Raw genomic sequence first — 17,381 nt, 5'->3', positions numbered from 1 at the left:
GCATGCTGACCGTCGACTTCGACCGGCTGGGCCTGCAGCCGGGTGAGCGGGTGCTGGACATGGGCTGCGGCGCCGGCCGGCACGCGTTCGAGATGTACCGCCGCGGTGCGGACGTCGTCGCCTTCGACCAGGACGCCGACGAGCTGGCGACGGTGCGCGAGTGGTTCGCGGCCATGCGCGACGACGTACCCGCCGGAGCGGAGGCCGACGTCAAGGAGGGCGACGCGCTGGCGCTGCCGTTCGCCGACGGCGAGTTCGACCGGATCGTGGCCGCCGAGGTGCTCGAGCACATCCCGGCGGACATCCAGGCGATCGACGAGCTGGTGCGGGTGCTGCGCCCCGGCGGCACCCTCGCCGTCAGCGTGCCGCGCTGGTTCCCCGAGATCGTCAACTGGAAGCTCTCGCAGGAGTACCACGAGGTCGAGGGCGGCCACATCCGGATCTACACGCTGGAGGAGCTGCGGGACAAGGTGACCCGTGCCGGTCTGGTGTTCACCGGCAAGGACTACGCGCACGGCCTGCACGCGCCGTACTGGTGGATCAAGTGTGCGGTGGGCGTCACCAACGACGACCACCCGCTCGCGCGGGCCTACCACCGGCTGCTGGTCTGGGAGATCGAGAAGCAGCCGCGGGCCCTGCAGGCGCTCGGCCGGGTGCTCGACCCCGCGATCGGGAAGTCCATGGTCCTCTACTTCACCAAGCCCGATGCAGCCTGAGACCCCCGCGCTGGAGGGCATCCTCACCGCCGGGCAGGTCGAGGCGACCGGTGCCTCGATCGCGGCGATGATGGAGCCGAGCGGCGCGATCCCCTGGACCCCCGGCCAGCACACCGACGTGTGGAACCACGTCGAGTCGGCGATGGCGCTCATCGTGTCCGGCCACGTCGAGGCGGCCGAGCGCGCCTATGCCTGGGTGCCCACCGTGCAACGCGAGGACGGCTCGGTGCCCATGCGGATCGTCGAGGGCCGCGTGGAGGACGCGAGCGGTGAGACGAACATGTCCGCCTACCTCGCCGTCGGCGTCTGGCATCACTGGCTCGTACGCCGGGACCCGGCGTTCGTGCGCACCATGTGGCCGGCCGTGCGTCGCGGCCTGGACTGGGTCGTGTCGATGCAGCTGCCCTTCGGCGGGATCGCCTGGTCCCAGGAGTGGCACGACGGCCGACCAGGCGACCGCAACCAGGACGCCCTGCTCGCCGGGTCCTCGAGCATCCACCAGTCGCTGCAGGCCGGGATCGCGCTCGCCGCGCTGATGGACGAGCCCCAGCCGGACTGGGAGCTCGCGGGCGGGCGCCTGGGGCATGCGCTGCGAGTCCACCGCGACCTGTTCCAGGACAAGTCGACCTTCGCCATGGACTGGTACTACCCGGTGCTCGGCGGCGCGGTCCGCGGCCGGGCCGGTGAGGACCTGATCGACGCCCGGTGGGACGACTTCGTGGTGCCTGGGCTCGGGGTGCGGTGCGTGGACACCAACCCGTGGGTGACCGCCGCGGAGACCAGCGAGCTGGTCCTGGCGCTGGACGCCCTGGGCCGGCGCGAGCAGGCGCTACGGCTGCTCGCCGACATCCAGCACCTGCGCGACGAGGACGGCGCCTACTGGACGGGCTGGGTCTACGAGCCCGAGGGGGTGCGCTGGCCGGGGGAGCGGACCACCTACACCGGGGCGGCCGTGGTCCTCGCGGTCGACGCCCTCTCCCACACCACCCAGGGCGCGGACATCATGCGCGGCGCCACGTTCGACGCGGGCTTCGCGGAGATCGGCCTGGAGTGCGGGTGCGCCGACGCCCACGCGTCGTCGGGGCGTCCCGGGCGCTAGATCCGGCGCAGCACCCGCATCGACCCCTGCGCGGCGACCTCGGTGAAGTCGCCGGAGGCCAGCGCGGGCAGGTAGATCCGCTCGTACGGCGGCCGCCCGCCGTCGGCGGGGTCCGGGAAGACGTCGTGGACGACCAGCAGGCCGCCCGGCGCCACCCACGGGGTCCACCCGCGGTAGTCGTCGTCAGCCGGCTGCTCCCCATGCCCGCCGTCGATGAACAGCATCGACAGGGGAGTGCGCCACCAGGCGGCCACCGACCGGGAGTGCCCGACGACCGCCACCACCTGCTCCTCCAGCCCGGCCTGCTCGATCGCGCGGCGGAAGAACGGCAGCGTGTCCATCCGCCCGGTCGCGGGGTCGACCAGCTCGGTGTCGTGGTGCTCCCAGCCCGACTGGTTCTCCTCCGAGCCGTGGTGGTGGTCGACGGTGACGACGGTCCCGCCCACCTCCCGCGCCGCCGCGCCCAGCCAGATGGCCGACTTGCCGCAGTAGGTGCCCACCTCCAGCACCAACCCGTGCGGGAGCCGCTCACGAGCGCAGGCGTGCAGCAGCTCGCCTTCGTCCTCGGGCATGAACCCCTTCGCCGCCCGCGCGTGCTCCAGCAGGTCGGTCGGCATCGAGGCGTCGCTCATCCGGCCGCCGACGTCGGGGTGGCCGTCTCGCCGGCGGCGCGGTGCCGGTTCCACGACCAGGAGAGGAACCGCTCCACCGCGCGCACCGCGTGCGCGCCGCGGATCGAGTGGAACGTCTCGAAGGCGTGCTGGGCGCCCGGGAGCTCGGCGTAGACGACCTTGTTCGGCGACACCTCCCGCAGCCGCGCGGCGAACGCCCTCGCCTGGCCCACGTCGACAAGCGTGTCGTGGGTGCCGTGCAGGAGGAAGAAGTCCGGTGCCCGGTCGGTGACCCGCAGCAGCGGCGAGGCCGCCTCGTAGACGTCGCGGTTGTCGGCGAACGGCACCTGCATGATCCTCGTGGCGAGGAAGTGGTCGCGCATCAGCTCCGCCGAGCGCAGGCTGCTCGCCCCCGCGAAGTCGTAGACGCCGTAGAACGGCACCGCCGCCTGCACCGAGGTGTCGGCCTCCTCGAAGCCCGGCTGGTAGGCCGGGTCGCCGGGGGTGAGCGCGGCCAGCGCGGCGAGGTGGCCGCCCGCCGAGCCGCCGGTGATGGCCAGGTAGTCCGGGTCCCCGCCGTACTCCTCGATGTGCTCGCGCACCCAGGCGATCGCCTGCTTCACGTCGACGATGTGCGCGGGGAACGCGTCGCGGGGAGCGAGGCGGTAGTTGATCGCCACGCACACCCAGCCCTTGGCGGCCATGGCGTGCATCAGCGGCTGCCCCTGCTGGTCCTTGCGGCCCAGCGTCCACCCACCGCCGTGCACCTGGAGCAGCACCGGCGCCCCGCTGAGGTCCTCGATGTCGGGCAGCACGAGGTCGAGGTGCCCCCGGCTGCCGTACTCGGAGTAGACGATGTCGCGCACGGTCCGCACGCCCGGCTGCGCGTAGTGGAACGGCCGGGCGATCCGGCGCCACGGCGTGGCCAGGTCTGCCGGCGTGGGTACGGCGTCCAGCTGGTCGACGTACTCGACCCCCAGGCCCTCCTCGAGCGCCTCGTCCAGGATGCCGCGCGACCGCTGGCTCTGCCCGATCAGGTAGCCGAGCGCGGCGGCGGTGCCGCCGGCGACCGCCAGGCCGGCAGGCGTGACCTTGCCCCGCTTGGCCGACACCGCGGTGTCCAGCGCGGTCAGGCCCAGCAGGTGCGGTGCCAGCTCGTCGGTGAGCCAGCCGGCGACGAAGGACCCGATCCCGGCCCGCAGGCCCTGGGTCGGGCGCAGCACGTTGGCGACGAGCGCGGCCGTGACCAGCCGCCGACTGAGGAACGACATGCGCTCATGTTACTCAGGAGTACTGAACACAGCGGTCCGGCCCGGTGAAGCCGAAGAGCGACAACCCGGCCTCCTCGGCGAGACTCACCGCGAGGGAGCTCGGGGCGCCCACCGCCACCATGCAGCCCACACCGGCCGTGACCGCCTTCTGCACCAGCTCGAAGCCGGCACGCCCGCTCACCACGAGGTACGGCGCGGCCGGGGACTCCCCGGCGAGCACCCGGGCCCCGGTCACCTTGTCCACGGCGTTGTGCCGGCCCACGTCCTCGCGCACGACCAGCATCCGCCCGTCCGCGTCGGCCAGCCCGGCGCCGTGCACGCCGCCGGTGCGGCCGAACAGGGACTGCTGTTCCCGCAGCAGCGACGGGAGCTCGCGCACCAGAGCGGGGTCGGGGTCGGCGTGCTGCCGCACGGGCCCGTGCGGCACGTCGAGCACGGCCTCGACACTGTCCTTGCCGCAGACGCCGCAGGCCGAGCTGCCCAGGCTCTGCGCCTCGTGCCGGGTCCGGGAGCCGGCGGCCAGGCCGGTGGCGTCCGCGAGCGTCACGGTCACCACGTTGAACTCCTGCTCAGGCGCGAGGTCGGTGTCGGTGCAGTAGGCGACCCGGTCGATCCCGGCCCGCGGGGTCATCCCCTCGTGGACGCAGAACCCGGCGGCCAGGTCGAAGTCGTTGCCGGGGGTGCGCATCGTCACCCAGATCCGGTGCGGCGGCACGCCGGGCGCGGTCGCGCGGATCTCCAGCGGCTCCTCGGTGGCCAGCTTGTCCGGCCGGCCGCGGGAGCCCTCGGGGGTGTGCTCGGTGACGCGCGCCCGGACGGTGGGGCCGGGGCGACGGGCAAGGGTGGTCATCCCTGTCGACTCTAGTCCGGGCACCGTCACCGGAGCCGGTCGGACAGGAACTCCAGCACGGCGTCGACCGCACGCTGCTGGCGGTGCTCGGTCACCGTCGAGTGACCCTTGCCCTCCAGCTCGATCCGGACGAAGTGCTCGCCGAGCTCGCGGGTGAGGGTGTCGAAGCGGGTGCCGGTCGCCGAGTCCTGCCGGTAGCGGACGCCCAGTACCGGACAGCCGGCCCCGGCGCGGCGTCGTACGACGTCGAGGTCCTCCGCGTCGAGCCCGACGTCCGCCCCGCGCTCGCGCCCGATGGGGAACGGGGTGCTCGGCTGGCAGAGCACGGGTGCGACCGTGGCGTCCTCGACCATCATCGCCAGGGCGTAGCCGCCGGTGAAGCACATCCCGAGGGCGCCGACGCCCGGGCCGCCCAGCTCGGCGTGCAGCTCCGCGGCGAGGCTGCGCAGCCAGGAGGCGACCGGCGCCGTGCGGTGCCGGGCGATCTTGGTGAACTCGCGGCTGATGCAGACGCCGGGGAGCGTGCGCAGGATGTCCCCGACGCCGAACGGCCGCTCCTTCGGGCCGAACAGGTGGGGGAGGACGACGGTGTAGCCGGCTGCCACGACCTCCTCGGCGAAGGCGATGACCCCGTCGGTCAGCCCCGGCATCTCGTGCACGACGATCACGCCGGGCCCCGTGCCCTTGCGGTAGGTCGGATGGGTCGTGGCCCGCCCGTCGATCGGGGCCGTGTGCTCGCCCGGGGTCCAGGAGTCGAGCGCGCCCATCAGCTCGCCGGCCCGTCGACGTTGGTCGTCGGGGTCCCGGTGCCGCAGCGCACGATCACCGCGCGGGAGACCGCCTCGCCGGGGTTGGACTCACGGTGGACCGCCCCGGCAGGCACCCGGAGGAAGTCGCCGGCGCTCGCCTCCACGACGTGCTCCCCGCCCGGCCCGGACTCCAGGCGCATCGTGCCCTGGACGACGTACAGCGTCGTCTCGTGGTCGCCGTGGTGGTGCCACCCCGACACCGCGCCGGGCTCGGTGTCGACGACCCCGGTCCACATGCCCGCCTCGTGCGAGGCCAGCTGTCGGGTCATGCCGGGCGTCGGGTCGGCCGGGCTCAGCCGGTCGCTGGGCACGACGGTGCACGGCGTCGCCGGGTCGGGGTCGCGGGCCGTCTCGGAGGTCATGGCACCGAGCATGCCCCGCACCGGCGGGGCATGTCGACGGCTAGGGTGCCGAGCATGCCGGACCTGCCGCAGCTCGACGCCCGGGACCAGCGCATCCTCGGCGCTCTCATGGAGAAGCAGGTGACCGTGCCTGCGACGTACCCGATGACCCTCAACGCCCTGCGCACGGCGTGCAACCAGTCCAACAGCCGCGACCCGGTCACCGACTACGACGAGGCGGCGGTGGAGGAGGGCGTGCGGTCGCTGAAGGACCGCGGCCTGCTCCGGGTGGTGTGGGCCGACCGCGGCCCCCGCACGCTGAAGTACCACCAGCTGCTCACCGAGGAGATCGACGTCGACGAGCGCGAGGCCGCGGTCCTGACCGTGCTCCTGCTCCGCGGTCCGAACGCCGCCGGCGAGCTGCGCTCCCGCACCGAGCGGCTGCACCCGTTCGCCGACCGGACCGAGGTCGAGGAGCTGCTGCACGCGATGGCCCGGCGCGGCCTGGTGCGCGAGCAGCCGCGGCAGCCCGGGCAGCGCGACCAGCGCTGGACGCACCTGCTCGGCAGCGGCGACGAGGCCGCCGGCCCGGAGCCCGAGGCGCCGAGCGTGGACCCGCTGGCCGACGGCGCCGAGCGACGCGACGAGAAGGTGCGCCGTACCTATGACACGGTCGCGGCGGAGTACGCCGACGCCCACCGCGGCATCCTCGACTCGCTGTCCTTCGAGCGCTGGCTGCTGGACCGGGTGGTGGACGAGGCCGCCGGATCGCCGGTGGCGGACGCGGGCAGCGGCACGGGCGCGGTGAGCGGCTATCTGCACGACCGCGGCGCGCTGGTCCGCGGCTTCGACCTGACCCCGTCCATGGTGGAGCAGGCCCGCGCGCTCGTGCCCGGTGTCCCGTTCGAGGTGGCCGACCTGCGCCGGCTCCTGCGGCCGGTCGACGCCGACGGCTGGGGCGCGATCACGGCCTGGTACTCCCTCATCCATCTCGCGCCGGCGGAGCTGCCCGACGCGGTCGGGGCCCTGGCCCGGGTGCTGCGGCCCGGCGGCCTGCTGGCGGTCGCGGCCCACACCGGTGGCGGGGTGCGGACCCTGACCGAGTGGCTCGGCCACGACGACCTCGATCTCGACTTCGTGCTGCACGACCGGCAGGCGGTGGTCCGCGCCTTCGAGTCCGCCGGGCTGGAGGACGTCGAGTGGTATCACCGCGGCCCGACCGGCGAGGAGACGACCGAGCGGCTCTACGTGCTCGGGCGCCGTCCGTAGTCTCGCCTCATGCGTGACCCACACTCCGGAGGGGGACGCGCGAGCCTGGGCCGCAATGGGAGACTGGACGGGTGACGACGCACCACCAGATCCCGTCGGGAGCCGGCGGTGAGGACGCCTGGCCCAGCCGGGACGTGGTCGAGGCGTTCCTGGGCCACACCTGGGACTTCGAGCTGCGGCCGGGGGAGACGGTCCGGGTCGAGGAGGAGGACGCCGGTGCGGCGGCCCACTTCCGCGACGTACTCTCGCGCTTCGCCTCCGGCGTCACGGTGGTCACCGCGATCGGGGACGAGGAGCCGGTGGGCCTGACCTGCCAGTCGTTCACCTCGGTCTCGCTCGACCCCCCGCTCGTCCTGTTCTGCCCCGCGCTCACCTCCCGCGCCTGGCCGCAGATCGAGCGGGCCGGGCAGTTCTGCGTGAACGTGCTCGCCGACGACCAGGCGGCGATCTCCAACCGCTTCGCGTCCCGCGGCACCGACAAGTTCGCCGGCGTCGGCTGGCGCCCCACCCCGGTCACCGGCTCGCCGCTGCTGGACGGGGTGACGGGGTACGTCGACTGCACCGTGCACGCGGTGCACGAGGGCGGCGACCACGCCGTGGTGATCGGGCGCGTGGTCGACCTGGGCCCGGGCGCGGAGGGGTCCTCGGAGCACGGGCTGACGTTCTACCGCGGTCGCTACGGCTCCACCCGCGACTCCTGAGCACTGCCATGTGACCTGCGACACACCGCGACGGGTCGTTGAGCCGCGGGGTCGCGACCCTTACCTTCACAAGGACGCAAGTGCGGTTCGGGTCGACTCGGGATCCCCGGACCTCCGTGGAGGAGGCATCCGATGACCGACACCCAGGGCGGCCACCCGGCCGGACGCGAGGGAGAGATCGCGCCCGAGATCCCGTCCCAGCACCTGCCCGCGGTGACCTACGCCGACCTCCCGGAGCCGGCGCCGCTGAGCCGGATCATCGGCCCGAGCGTGCTGCTGCTCGCCGGCGCCATCGGCTCCGGCGAGTTCGTCCTGTGGCCCTACATCACCTCCCAGGTGGGCCTGGTGCTGGTGTGGCTGGTCGTCCTCGGCGTGACCACGCAGTACTTCCTCAACATGGAGATCGAGCGCTACACCCTCGCGACCGGCGAGACGGCGGTCACTGGCTTCACCCGGCTCTGGCGGCCCTGGGGTGTGCTGTTCATCGTGATGGCCGTCGGCGCGTGGATGTGGCCGGGCTGGGCCAGCGGCGGCACCACGACCCTGTCCTTCGCCCTCGGCTTCGACGAGAAGCTGATCCCCTATCTCACGATCGGCGTGCTGGTCCTCATCGGCATCGTGCTGACCGTGTCGCCGGTCGTCTATCACACGGTCGAGAAGATCCAGTTCTTCATGGTGGCGCTGATCGTGCTGTTCGTGATCTACGCCGCCGTGGTCCTGCTCGGCGGTGAGGGGTACGCCGGCCTCGGCCGCGGCTTCGTCGAGGTGCAGAAGATCCCCGACGGGATCAGCCAGATCCCGATCGCGGTGCTCCTCGGCGCGATCGCCTTCGCCGGCGCGGGCGGCGTGATGAACCTCGTCCAGTCCAACTGGGCGCGGGACAAGGGCCTGGGCATGGGCCAGCGGCTGCCCCGCGTGGTCTCGCCGTTCACCGGCGAGGAGACCGCCGAGCCCACCACCGGATACTTCTTCCGCCGCGACCCGGAGAACATGCGCCGGTGGCACGCCTGGTGGCGGGTCGCCGACCGGGAGCAGCAGCTGACGTTCCTGCTCATCGGCGGCGTGTGCCTGCTGGTCTTCATGGCGCTGACCTGGGTGACCGTCGGCGTGGGCGGCGAGGCCGAGAGCTTCGACTTCATCCAGCTGCAGGGGGAGGCGCTGGCCGACCGGCAGGGCGAGTGGCTGGCGATCACCTTCTGGCTGATCGGCTCCGTGGTGCTCTTCTCCACCAACCTGACGGTGCTGGACATGGTGGCGCGGCTCACCGCCGACGTACTCAAGACCACGACCCTGCACGACAACCCCCGCTGGAGCGAGAGCCGGCTCTACTTCATCACCGTCTGGGCGATGATCGTGGTCGGGTCGCTCATCCTGCTCTCCGGGGTGGACCAGCCGATCCTCCTCCTGGTGATCGCCTCGGCGCTCAACGGCCTGGTGATGTTCGTCTACTCCGTGCTTCTGCTGATCCTCAACCGGCGCGTGCTGCCCCGCGAGATCGGTCTCAAGGGCGTCCGGCTCGGGGCGATCGTGTGGGCCGTCGTGTTCTACGGCGGGTTCTCCGTGGTCCTGCTCATCGACCAGGTCAAGCAGCTCTTCGCAGGGTGACGTCGGAGTCTCACCGGCGGGAACCTAGGCTGGGGCGGTGACCCGATTCAGTGCTCGCAACGTCTCCGACGCGGTCCTCAGAGCCACCCCCGAGGAGGTCTGGGCGATCCTTACCGACCCCGAGCTGCTGGTGCGGTTCACCCCGAACCTCAAGCGGATCGACGCCGACGGCGACGTTTGGACCTGGCACCTCACCCGGATCCCGGTGCTCAGCTCGGCGATCGAGCCCAGCTTCACCGAGCTGATGGAGTTCGACCGCCCGCGGCGGATCACCTTCAAGCACGACGAGACCCGCACCGAGGAGAAGGCCGGCGTCGTGGGGGAGTACTTCCTCGAGCCGGTCACCGGGGGGACCCACGTGTCCATCGACCTGGAGATCTGGGTCGAGCTGCCCTTCCCGCGCGTCGCGCGACCCGCGGTCGAGCGGGTCATGAGCGGCGTCGTCGCCGGCATGGGCTTCCGGTTCGGCCAGAACGTCCGCCGCTACCTGGGGGAGTGAGATGAGGATCCTGGTTCTCGGAGCGAGCGGGTACGTCGGCTCCCGGCTCGTGCCCGCCCTGCTGGACGCCGGCCACGACGTGGTCGCGGCGTCGTCGTCCACCCCCGACCCCGACCGCTTCTCCTGGGGCGCCCAGGTCGACTGGGTGCGCTGCGACGTCACCGACCGTGCGGCGGTGGACGCGGCGGTCGCGGACGTGGACGCGGTCTGCTACCTCGTGCACTCGCTGTCGGTCCGGGGCTTCAGCGAGCGCGACCGGATCGGCGCGGAGAACGTGCGCGCCGCGGTCGACGCGGCCGACGTACGTCGTCTGGTCTACCTCTCCGGCCTGGTGCCCGACGTGCCCCGCGACCGGCTCTCGGCGCACATCGCCTCGCGACTCGAGGTCGAGGAGGAGCTGCTGCGCGCCGACACCTCGACCGTCGCGCTGCGCGCGGGCGTGGTCATCGGCGCCGGCTCCACGTCCTACGAGGTCATCCGGCAGCTCGCCACCCTGCTGCTGATCCAGCCCGTCCCGCTGTGGCTCGCCCGCACGCGGGTGCAGCCGATCGCGGTCACCGATGCGGTGCGCGCCCTGGTGGAGGCATTCGACGACGGTACGACGCTCGAGGGGGCCGTCGACATCGGCGGCCCGGACGTGCTGCGCTACCCGGCCCTGCTGGGTGCCTACGACCGCGCGGCGCGGATGCTGCGGGTGCGGATCCCCGTGCTCGTGGCGCCGGAGCCGATCGTGGCGCTGGCCACGGCGGGGCTCGTGCAGGCGCCGTTCCACACCGTGGCCGCGCTGGTCGCGTCCCTGCGCGACGACATGGTGTGCCGGCCCGACGCCACCTGGGTCCCGGCCGACGGGGAGCCGCTGCTCGGCGTCCGCGAGGCGATGCTCCGCGCCCTCGACCCGTGGGGGACCGACCTGGAGCGACCGCTGCCGAGCGACCCGGCCTGGACCCGCACCTACGCCCCGCTGGCCGAGGCGCTGCGCGCGCCGCGGACCGTGCGTGCCGGCGTCTCGCTGACCCGGCACCGGGTGCGGTCCCTCCTCCGCATGGCCTGACCGACCGGTCTGCTGGGGCTCGACGACCCACCGGACCCGTTCCTGCACGCCGGCACTGACGCCGTCGGGGGTATCGACGTCGCTGACGTGCAGGAACGGGCGGGTGGAGCCGTCGAGCCCGACGAACGCTCGAGAACGAGGGCAGGGCTCTCCGGCGGCCCCCCGACCGCCCGCACGGGGTCCATGAGACCACGGACCCGGGCGCGGGAACAGACTTTGCGCGTGTCGTCGCGAAACTCCGCGGTCCGCGGCGTGGTGCCCCGGCGTCCGTCAGCCGCGCCGACGGGCGTGCGGACCCAGGCGGCGGCGCAGCTCCTGCTCCGCCCACGGGCCGACCTGCTGCATCGCCTCCGCACGCCGCTGGCGACGCCGGACCTGCCGCTGCTGCCGCTCGATCCGGTCCCGCGCCTGGAAGTCCAGCCGCCGCTCCTGGCGGGCGACCAGCTCGTCCCGCCGTACCTGCGTGCGCAAGGCGCGCGTGCCCAGCAGCAGCGTCAGGAGCACCAGCGCGGTCAGCAGCACGGCGCCGCCGCCGGCGATGCCGACCACCGAGGCGACCAGGGCCGCGAAGCCGGCGCTGACCCACTGCGACCTGGTCCGGGCCTGCACGAACAGCTCCGCCTGGGCACGCAGCTGCTGGGGCGGGATCGGCGGCGGCAGGCGGACCGGGGAGCGCATCACCAGGTCCTCGACGACGGGCGGGAGCTCACCGAGGGTCCGGGCGCCGGCGACGAAGTCCACGCGCTCGTCGTGCTCCTCCGGGCCGAGCTGGCCGCGGGCGTAGGCCTCGCTCAACAGGCGGTGCACGTGCTCGCGGTCCTCGTCGGCCGCCCTCAGCCCGGCGTGGGCGGGGTGGCGCGGGTCGAGCGCGAAACCGGCCCAGAAGTCGTGCGGCAGCGCGCTCATGCCCCTCAGCGTAGCCACCCGGTGGTCCTCACCTCGGGCGTGCGAGCATCGGTGCAGGAGGTGGCCGATGACGGACAACGGCGAGCAGTCCTACCTGCTGACCGTGCGGGACGTCGTACCCGAGACCGCCGACGCCGCCTCGGTCGTCTTCGACCTGCCCGACGAGCTGGCCGACACGTTCGGGTTCCGGCCGGGGCAGTTCCTCACCCTGGGGATCCCCTCGGAGCGGACCGGGCTGGTGCCGCGGTGCTACTCGCTGTGCGTGCCGCCGGGCGAGCCGCTCACGGTGACGGTGAAGCGGACCGAGGGCGGCTACGCGTCGAACTGGGTCAACGACCGGCTGCGGCCGGGTGACACGGTGCGGGTGCTGCCGCCGGAGGGCACCTTCACACCGCGGTCGCTCGACGACGATCTGCTCCTGTTCGCCGCCGGCTCGGGGATCACGCCGGTGATGTCGATCGTGCGCGCCGCGCTCGCCTCGGGGTCCGGGCGGGTGGTGCTCTTCTACGCCAACCGCGACTCGGCGTCGACGATCTTCGGCTCCGCCCTCCGGGAGCTCGCGGCGGCCCATCCGTCGCGGCTCCTGCTCGTGGACTGGCACGACGACGTCCACGGGCTGCCGACCACCGAGCTCGTGCGGGACTTCGCCGAGCCGTACGTCGAGGCCGGGTACGACACCTTCACCTGCGGCCCGACCCCCTTCATGGCGGTCGTGCAGGCGGCGCTCAAGGGGCTCGGCGTGCCGCGCGCCCGTCGGCACCAGGAGCGGTTCATCTCCCTGGACGGCAACCCCTTCGGCGATGTCGAGGAGGTACGCCGCGCCCACGCCGAGATGGCGGCTGCCGACGAGTCGCGCTGAGCCTCACGTACCTTCGGCTCCCTCTGGCGATCGGGGGTAGCCCCAGCCACCTTCCCGGCGCTCGATCAGGTGGCCTGGCTACCTCCAGTCGGCTCGCCCCCAGCGGGGGCGATGCGCGACTCTGGCCCTACCAGCCGCGGGCGCGCCACTGCTCGACGTGCGGACGCTCCTCGCCGAGGGTGGAGTCGTTGCCGTGGCCGGGATAGAAGTACGTCGAGTCCGGCAGCTCGCCGAACACCTTGGTGTCCACGTCGTCGATCAGCTGCTGGAAGGCGGCGTCGTCGCCGAAGGTGTTGCCCACCCCGCCGGGGAACAGCGAGTCTCCGGTCCACAGGTGCGGGTGCTCGGTGTGCTCGTCGTCGAGGAGCAGTGCGATCGAGCCGGGGGTGTGCCCGGCGAGCGCGATGACCCGCAGCGTGCACGACCCCACCGCGACCGTGTCGCCGTGGGCCAGCCGACGGTCGACGGCGACCCCGGTCTGCTCGGTGATCGCGTCCGCGTCCGGGGCGCCGGCGACGATCTCCGCCCCGGTCGCCTCGGCCAGCTCCTTCAGCGCACGGTGGTGGTCCCAGTGCTGGTGGGTGGTGACGATCGTGGTCAGGCCGCCGTCGCCGACGAGCTCGCGCAGCGTCTCCGGCTCGGCCGCGGCGTCGATCAGCACCTGGTCCCCGGTCTCGTCGCAGCGCAACAGGTAGGCGTTGTTGGACATCTCCGGGTCGACCGCGACCTTGGTCATGGTCACGCAGCCCAGCGAGCGGGTCTGCGCGGGGCCGCCCGGGGCGACCTCGCCGTCGTACGTCTCGTTCACCATCTCGGCACCTCCGGTAGCTCTCCCTGGTCGGTCTGCAGGCCGACGCCCTCGCCCCGCCCGCTCAGCCACCAGACCAGCGGGGCGGCATCGCCGGAGACCACCTGCCGGGGCTCGCCGTCGCCCACCCGCCAGCTGCGGCCGGCATCGCGGGCCTGCACCTCGAACGGGCTCGGCCACGCACGGGGCGGCCCGTCGGGCGAGGTCAGCACCTCGGCGGCCGCGACGGAGAACGCGAGCGGCCAGTCGGCGAAGGAGTAGCCCGCATCGAGGTCGGCGTGGTGGATCTCGACCTCGCGCCAGCGCATCCCCAGCGCGGCCCCGGCCGGGAAGGACGTGCCGCCCGGGACGCGCTCCACCCGCACGTCGGCGCGGTCCTGGGGGAACGCGCGGGCGGCGTCGGTGAAGAGGCGGACCGCCTGCAGGGTGCGCGAGCGCAGCTCGCCGGAGCCCGCCTCCACCAGGTCCCCGATGTCGCCATCACGGCGCTGCTGGGAGGGGTACATCGGCACCGGGTCGTTCGCCGCGACGCCGTTGAGCACCCGCTCCAGTGCCTCCGCGTTCAGCGCCAGGTGCGCCACCACGTGCGCGCGGGACCACCCCGGGAGCCCGGAGGGCTCGGCGAGCCGGTCATCGGTCAGCCCGTCGACCGTGCGCACCAGGCGCTGGGTCGCCTCGGACAGCAGGGTGAAGTCCGAGGGTGCGGGGTCGGTGGCCATGGGCCCATTCCAGCACGCAGCGGGGACACCGCTCCACCGGTTGTCCGCTGTGGTCCGCAGTACACCTGCGGCGGTGGGGAGCGGCCGGTTCGCCCCGTAGGATCGAGGACGGTCCGCGTGGCGGGTTGCGGACCCTTCCCCTCATGGCGAACACTTGTTCGAACACCCCGCCTCGACCGTCACTCTTGAGAAGGACCTCCGTGGCCGACCAGCTGATCATCCGTGGTGCGCGCGAGCACAACCTCAAGGACGTCTCGATCGACCTCCCACGCGACGCCCTCATCGTCTTCACCGGCCTGTCCGGCTCGGGGAAGTCCAGCCTCGCCTTCGACACGATCTTCGCCGAGGGTCAGCGGCGCTACGTCGAGTCGCTGTCGGCCTACGCCCGCCAGTTCCTCGGCCAGATGGACAAGCCGGACGTCGACTTCATCGAGGGGCTGAGCCCCGCGGTCTCCATCGACCAGAAGTCGACGAGCAAGAACCCGCGCTCCACGGTCGGGACGATCACCGAGGTCTACGACTACCTCCGCCTGCTCTACGCGCGGATCGGCCGGCCGCACTGCCCGGTCTGCGGCGCCCCGATCGAGCGGCAGACGCCGCAGCAGATCGTGGACCGCATCCTGGCGCTGGAGGAGGGCCGGCGCTTCCAGGTGCTCGCCCCGGTCGTGCGCGGCCGCAAGGGGGAGTACGTCGAGCTCTTCAAGCAGCTGCAGTCCCAGGGCTTCTCCCGCGCCCGGGTCAACGGCGAGACCCACCTGCTGGAGGACCCGCCCAAGCTGGACAAGCAGAAGAAGCACACCATCGAGGTCGTGGTCGACCGGCTCGCGGTCAAGGAGTCGGCCAAGCGGCGGCTCACCGACTCGGTGGAGACCGCGCTCAACCTGGCCGGCGGCCTGGTGCTCTTCGACTTCGTCGACCTCGACGCCGGCGAGCCGGGCCGGGAGATGCGCTTCTCCGAGAAGATGTCCTGCCCCAACGACCACCCGCTCGACACCGACGACCTCGAGCCGCGGTCCTTCTCGTTCAACTCCCCGTTCGGCGCCTGCCCGGAGTGCCACGGCCTCGGCACCCGGATGGAGATCGACCCCGAGCTGGTCGTGCCGGACCCCGAGGCCACGCTCGGCGAGGGGGCGATCCAGCCGTGGAGCCACGCGCACATCGCCGACTACTTCCTCAAGCTGATGGGGGCGCTGGGCGACGAGCTGGGCTTCGACCTCAACACCCCGTGGAACAAGCTGCCGGCGAAGGCGCGCCGGGCGATCCTGGACGGGCACCCGACCAAGGTGCACGTCGTCACCCGCAACCGCTACGGCCGCCAGCGGGCCTACTACGCCTCCTTCGACGGCGTCCGGGAGTACGTCGAGCGCCGGCACCGCGAGGCCGAGTCCGACACCTCGCGGGAGCGCTTCGAGGGCTTCATGCGCGAGGTCCCGTGCCCCACCTGCCAGGGCAGCCGGCTCAAGCCGGTCTCCATGGCGGTGACCCTCGGGCCCCAGGAGTCCGGCGGCCTGTCGATCGCCGAGCTCTGCGCCCTCCCGATCAACGAGACCGCCGACTACCTGCGCGCACTGGACCTGACCGCACGCGAGCGGCAGATCGGCGAGCGGGTGCTCAAGGAGATCCAGGAGCGACTCAACTTCCTCCTCGACGTCGGGCTGGACTACCTCTCGCTGAACCGCCCCAGCGGCTCGCTGTCGGGCGGTGAGGCGCAGCGGATCCGGCTGGCCACCCAGATCGGCGCCGGCCTGGTGGGCGTCCTCTACGTCCTCGATGAGCCGTCGATCGGCCTGCACCAGCGCGACAACCACCGGCTGATCGAGACCCTGGTGCGGCTCAAGGACCTCGGCAACACGCTGATCGTGGTCGAGCACGACGAGGACACCATCCGGGTCGCCGACTGGATCGTCGACATCGGCCCCGGCGCCGGGGAGCACGGCGGGCAGGTGGTGCACTCCGGCTCGGTCCAGGACCTCCTGGAGCACCCGGACTCGATGACGGGGCAGTACCTCTCCGGTCGCCGGCAGATCCCGGTCCCCGACGTACGCCGTCCGCGCACCAAGGGCCGCAGCCTCACCGTGCACGGCGCCCGCGAGAACAACCTCGACGACGTCACGGTCGACTTCCCGCTGGGCGTCTTCTGCGCCGTCACGGGCGTCTCCGGGTCCGGCAAGTCGACGCTGGTCAACGACATCCTCTACACCTCGCTGGCCAAGCAGATCTACCACGCCCGCGCGGTCCCCGGCCGGCACCGCAAGATCTCCGGGCTGGAGCACGTGGACAAGGTGATCCACGTCGACCAGAGCCCGATCGGCCGGACGCCGCGGTCCAACCCGGCGACCTACACCGGCGTCTTCGACCACGTGCGCAAGCTCTTCGCCTCCACCCCCGAGGCGAAGATGCGCGGGTACCTCCAGGGCCGCTTCTCCTTCAACGTCAAGGGCGGTCGCTGCGAGGCGTGCTCGGGCGACGGCACGATCAAGATCGAGATGAACTTCCTGCCCGACGTCTACGTCCCGTGCGAGGTGTGCCACGGAGCGCGCTACAACCGGGAGACGCTCGAGGTCCACTACAAGGGCAAGACCATCGCCGAGGTCCTCGACATGCCGATCGAGGAGGCCGCGGACTTCTTCGCCGCCGTCCCCGCGATCGCCCGGCACATGAAGACCCTGTGCGAGGTCGGCCTCGGCTACGTCCGCCTCGGCCAGCCCGCGACCACCCTCTCCGGCGGCGAGGCGCAGCGGGTCAAGCTCGCCAGCGAGCTGCAGAAGCGCTCCACCGGTCGCACCGTCTACGTTCTGGACGAGCCGACGACCGGCCTGCACTTCGAGGACATCCGCAAGCTGCTCCACGTGCTCTCCGGGCTGGTCGACAAGGGCAACACCGTGCTGGTGATCGAGCACAACCTGGACGTGATCAAGACCGCCGACTGGATCATCGACATGGGTCCCGAGGGCGGCTCGCGCGGCGGGACCGTCGTCGCGGAGGGCACGCCGGAGGACGTGGCCGCGGACCCGGCCAGCCACACCGGCGCCTTCCTCGCGCCGCTGCTCGGCGTGACGCCGGGGCAGACGCCGACCGCCAAGCCGGCCAAGGCCGTCAAGGCGCCGGCAGCGAAGCCGGCGAAGAAGGCCCCGGCGAAGAAGGCCGCGAGCAAGCGCACCACCACCCGGAAGTCGGCGGCCACGAAGCCGGCTGCGGCGAAGTCGCGCGCTCGGGCCGCTCGGTAGGCTGCCCGCAGACTGCCCGTTCCTGCCCAGGAGGATCTCC

17 protein-coding genes are annotated in these 17,381 nt (G+C 72.7%); 9 read left to right on the top strand and 8 right to left on the bottom strand.

All coding sequences use genetic code 11. From position 1 onward, the window contains the following. Nucleotides 1-2: 2 nt before the first annotated feature. The gene (locus K8W59_RS09625) at nucleotides 3-716 is read left to right on the top strand and encodes a class I SAM-dependent methyltransferase (protein WP_263283302.1); all 714 of its coding nucleotides are present in this window, start codon (nucleotides 3-5) and stop codon (nucleotides 714-716) included. Further along, complete coding sequence (locus K8W59_RS09620; RefSeq protein ID WP_223399620.1) at nucleotides 706-1,815, top strand: prenyltransferase; 1,110 nt, start codon at nucleotides 706-708, stop codon at nucleotides 1,813-1,815. Before K8W59_RS09625 ends, K8W59_RS09620 begins: the two co-directional genes overlap by 11 nt. On the opposite strand, the gene K8W59_RS09615 is transcribed toward K8W59_RS09620, so the two are convergent. From K8W59_RS09615 to K8W59_RS09595, 5 genes are read right to left on the bottom strand one after another with little or no spacing between them, the layout of a single operon-like run. Next, nucleotides 1,812-2,447, bottom strand: a complete 636-nt coding sequence (locus K8W59_RS09615) for a class I SAM-dependent methyltransferase (RefSeq protein ID WP_223399619.1) — start codon at nucleotides 2,445-2,447, stop codon at nucleotides 1,812-1,814. The genes K8W59_RS09620 and K8W59_RS09615 overlap by 4 nt on opposite strands. Further along, nucleotides 2,444-3,697, bottom strand: coding sequence for an alpha/beta hydrolase (locus K8W59_RS09610; protein ID WP_223399618.1), 1,254 nt, complete (start codon nucleotides 3,695-3,697; stop codon nucleotides 2,444-2,446). The genes K8W59_RS09615 and K8W59_RS09610 overlap by 4 nt, the downstream gene beginning before the upstream one ends. A 13-nt stretch (nucleotides 3,698-3,710) precedes the next feature. After that, entirely contained in the window at nucleotides 3,711-4,547 is an 837-nt protein-coding gene (locus K8W59_RS09605) for a formate dehydrogenase accessory sulfurtransferase FdhD (protein WP_223399617.1), read from the bottom strand. 26 nt (nucleotides 4,548-4,573) lie between these two features. Continuing rightward, entirely contained in the window at nucleotides 4,574-5,314 is a 741-nt protein-coding gene (locus K8W59_RS09600) for a dienelactone hydrolase family protein (RefSeq protein ID WP_223399616.1), read from the bottom strand. Further along, complete coding sequence (locus K8W59_RS09595; RefSeq protein ID WP_223399615.1) at nucleotides 5,314-5,718, bottom strand: cupin domain-containing protein; 405 nt, start codon at nucleotides 5,716-5,718, stop codon at nucleotides 5,314-5,316. The genes K8W59_RS09600 and K8W59_RS09595 overlap by 1 nt, the downstream gene beginning before the upstream one ends. A 54-nt stretch (nucleotides 5,719-5,772) precedes the next feature. Between K8W59_RS09595 and K8W59_RS09590 the strand changes: the two genes are divergently transcribed. From K8W59_RS09590 to K8W59_RS09570, 5 genes are all read left to right on the top strand, one after another. After that, nucleotides 5,773-6,966: a DUF480 domain-containing protein gene (locus K8W59_RS09590; protein ID WP_223399614.1), complete on the top strand. Its 1,194-nt coding sequence runs from the start codon at nucleotides 5,773-5,775 to the stop codon at nucleotides 6,964-6,966. Between the two features lie 71 nt (nucleotides 6,967-7,037). Next, on the top strand, nucleotides 7,038-7,667 hold the full coding sequence (locus K8W59_RS09585) for a flavin reductase family protein (protein WP_223399613.1): 630 nt from the start codon (nucleotides 7,038-7,040) through the stop codon (nucleotides 7,665-7,667). 132 nt (nucleotides 7,668-7,799) lie between these two features. After that, nucleotides 7,800-9,272: an Nramp family divalent metal transporter gene (locus tag K8W59_RS09580; protein ID WP_223399612.1), complete on the top strand. Its 1,473-nt coding sequence runs from the start codon at nucleotides 7,800-7,802 to the stop codon at nucleotides 9,270-9,272. 37 nt (nucleotides 9,273-9,309) lie between these two features. Beyond that, nucleotides 9,310-9,771, top strand: coding sequence for an SRPBCC family protein (locus tag K8W59_RS09575; RefSeq protein WP_223399611.1), 462 nt, complete (start codon nucleotides 9,310-9,312; stop codon nucleotides 9,769-9,771). 1 nt (nucleotide 9,772) lies between these two features. Beyond that, nucleotides 9,773-10,822 carry an NAD-dependent epimerase/dehydratase family protein gene (locus K8W59_RS09570; RefSeq protein WP_223399610.1) on the top strand — a complete coding sequence of 350 codons (1,050 nt, stop codon included), beginning with the start codon at nucleotides 9,773-9,775 and terminating at the stop codon, nucleotides 10,820-10,822. Nucleotides 10,823-11,092: 270 nt separating this feature from the next. On the opposite strand, the gene K8W59_RS09565 is transcribed toward K8W59_RS09570, so the two are convergent. Then, nucleotides 11,093-11,728, bottom strand: a complete 636-nt coding sequence (locus K8W59_RS09565; protein WP_223399609.1) for a DUF1707 SHOCT-like domain-containing protein — start codon at nucleotides 11,726-11,728, stop codon at nucleotides 11,093-11,095. A 67-nt stretch (nucleotides 11,729-11,795) separates the two neighbouring features. On the opposite strand from K8W59_RS09565, the gene K8W59_RS09560 reads away from it, so the two are divergent. Next, nucleotides 11,796-12,587, top strand: a complete 792-nt coding sequence (locus K8W59_RS09560; RefSeq protein WP_223399608.1) for an FAD-binding oxidoreductase — start codon at nucleotides 11,796-11,798, stop codon at nucleotides 12,585-12,587. A 127-nt stretch (nucleotides 12,588-12,714) separates the two neighbouring features. Here the strand turns inward: K8W59_RS09560 and K8W59_RS09555 are convergent, their stop codons facing one another. Together K8W59_RS09555 and K8W59_RS09550 are read right to left on the bottom strand one after the other, a co-directional pair. Continuing rightward, a complete protein-coding gene (locus K8W59_RS09555) occupies nucleotides 12,715-13,398 on the bottom strand; it encodes an MBL fold metallo-hydrolase (RefSeq protein ID WP_223399607.1) in 684 nt (227 codons plus the stop codon). Further along, nucleotides 13,392-14,114 carry a maleylpyruvate isomerase family mycothiol-dependent enzyme gene (locus tag K8W59_RS09550; RefSeq protein ID WP_223399606.1) on the bottom strand — a complete coding sequence of 241 codons (723 nt, stop codon included), beginning with the start codon at nucleotides 14,112-14,114 and terminating at the stop codon, nucleotides 13,392-13,394. Before K8W59_RS09550 ends, K8W59_RS09555 begins: the two co-directional genes overlap by 7 nt. A 200-nt stretch (nucleotides 14,115-14,314) precedes the next feature. Here K8W59_RS09550 and uvrA point away from each other — a divergent pair, with 200 nt between their 5' ends. Then, nucleotides 14,315-17,341, top strand: a complete 3,027-nt coding sequence (gene uvrA / locus K8W59_RS09545; RefSeq protein ID WP_223399605.1) for an excinuclease ABC subunit UvrA — start codon at nucleotides 14,315-14,317, stop codon at nucleotides 17,339-17,341. Nucleotides 17,342-17,381: the final 40 nt, after the last annotated feature.

Source organism: Nocardioides rotundus (assembly GCF_019931675.1).
Classification (GTDB): Bacteria; Actinomycetota; Actinomycetes; order Propionibacteriales; family Nocardioidaceae; genus Nocardioides; species Nocardioides rotundus.
The sequence above is the reverse complement of the archived record's forward strand: the minus strand, read 5'-3'. Positions and strand labels throughout refer to the sequence as shown.

Bases quoted from the DNA above. Each gene is read 5' to 3' on its own strand.
- K8W59_RS09625 (WP_263283302.1), top strand. From the start codon at position 3: ATGCTGACCGTCGACTTCGACCGGCTGGGCCTGCAGCCGGGTGAGCGG.
- K8W59_RS09620 (WP_223399620.1), top strand. From the start codon at position 706: ATGCAGCCTGAGACCCCCGCGCTGGAGGGCATCCTCACCGCCGGGCAG.
- K8W59_RS09615 (WP_223399619.1), bottom strand. From the start codon at position 2,447: ATGAGCGACGCCTCGATGCCGACCGACCTGCTGGAGCACGCGCGGGCG.
- K8W59_RS09610 (WP_223399618.1), bottom strand. From the start codon at position 3,697: ATGTCGTTCCTCAGTCGGCGGCTGGTCACGGCCGCGCTCGTCGCCAAC.
- K8W59_RS09605 (WP_223399617.1), bottom strand. From the start codon at position 4,547: ATGACCACCCTTGCCCGTCGCCCCGGCCCCACCGTCCGGGCGCGCGTC.
- K8W59_RS09600 (WP_223399616.1), bottom strand. From the start codon at position 5,314: ATGGGCGCGCTCGACTCCTGGACCCCGGGCGAGCACACGGCCCCGATC.
- K8W59_RS09595 (WP_223399615.1), bottom strand. From the start codon at position 5,718: ATGACCTCCGAGACGGCCCGCGACCCCGACCCGGCGACGCCGTGCACC.
- K8W59_RS09590 (WP_223399614.1), top strand. From the start codon at position 5,773: ATGCCGGACCTGCCGCAGCTCGACGCCCGGGACCAGCGCATCCTCGGC.
- K8W59_RS09580 (WP_223399612.1), top strand. From the start codon at position 7,800: ATGACCGACACCCAGGGCGGCCACCCGGCCGGACGCGAGGGAGAGATC.
- K8W59_RS09570 (WP_223399610.1), top strand. From the start codon at position 9,773: ATGAGGATCCTGGTTCTCGGAGCGAGCGGGTACGTCGGCTCCCGGCTC.
- K8W59_RS09565 (WP_223399609.1), bottom strand. From the start codon at position 11,728: ATGAGCGCGCTGCCGCACGACTTCTGGGCCGGTTTCGCGCTCGACCCG.
- K8W59_RS09560 (WP_223399608.1), top strand. From the start codon at position 11,796: ATGACGGACAACGGCGAGCAGTCCTACCTGCTGACCGTGCGGGACGTC.
- K8W59_RS09555 (WP_223399607.1), bottom strand. From the start codon at position 13,398: ATGGTGAACGAGACGTACGACGGCGAGGTCGCCCCGGGCGGCCCCGCG.
- K8W59_RS09550 (WP_223399606.1), bottom strand. From the start codon at position 14,114: ATGGCCACCGACCCCGCACCCTCGGACTTCACCCTGCTGTCCGAGGCG.